Origin of the sequence: Streptomyces griseoloalbus, from assembly GCA_014650015.1 — a bacterium.
Classification (GTDB): domain Bacteria; phylum Actinomycetota; class Actinomycetes; order Streptomycetales; family Streptomycetaceae; genus Streptomyces; species Streptomyces griseoloalbus.
On the sequence record BMUD01000087.1, the window covers coordinates 1 to 876 of the forward strand.

At 45.0% G+C, this 876-nt stretch carries 1 protein-coding gene; it reads left to right on the forward strand.

Annotated elements, in window-relative coordinates:
- Nucleotides 1-717, forward strand: a 717-nt coding sequence (locus IE178_RS37105) for a transposase (protein WP_193515074.1), incomplete at its 5' end; no start/stop codon positions are given.
- Nucleotides 718-876 lie beyond the last annotated feature (159 nt).

Below are 876 nucleotides of genomic sequence, written 5' to 3' on the forward strand. Positions count from 1 at the left end.
GTTGTTGAGGTGACGCTGGACTTTTCCGAGAGTATGCACAGTATCGTGGAAACTTGCTTCCCCAAAGCCATGCTTACACTAGACAGGTTCCACCATCAGCAGTTCTGCCTTGAAGCCTTGCAAGAAGTGCGCAGGGAGTATCGCAGGGAACAGATGACAAAGGATGCCAACGACCGTGAAGAGCATCGTCTCAGAATGAAGGAACTGATAAAGAATGATGGTCCTTGGGTTGACGAGGATGGATACACCATCAGACGCAATGCAAAGTTCTGTCCCAAGCGGTTGGAGAACGAGGAGACAAGGGCTGAACTACTGGCGCGGAGCAAGGCGCTATTGATGATGTCGCCCGACAAATGGACGGAAACACAGAAAGAGAGAGCCGAAATATTGTTCCGTGAGTTTCCTGCCATCAAGACGGCATTTACGCTTACTCATTCGCTTAGAATGATTTTCTCACAAAGGTGTTCCAAGGAACAGGGCACTTTGAGTTTACGCTCATGGTACAGTAAGGTTGCAGAGTTCGGCAACAAGGCTTTCAATGACATTGCGGCAGCTATGTACGATAGAGAAGATGAAATCCTTAACTATTTTGTCTTTCGCTCTACCAATGCTTCGGCAGAATCTTTCAATGCGAAAGTCAAGCATTTCAGAGCACAACTTCGGGGCATCATTGACAAGAAATTCTTTCTCTTCAGACTAACAAGATTGTATGCTTAATCCACACACTTTTTCAGGTGAGCCGAAAAGATCCAATTTTAATTGCGTACAAAAAATTAAAAGAATGTACTTTTCTTGTCACTTTAACTGCTCTATGACGCTGCTCAGGAGAAACTTCACCCTATCCTCTTCATAGGGATGTTCCCTAATGAAATCGTT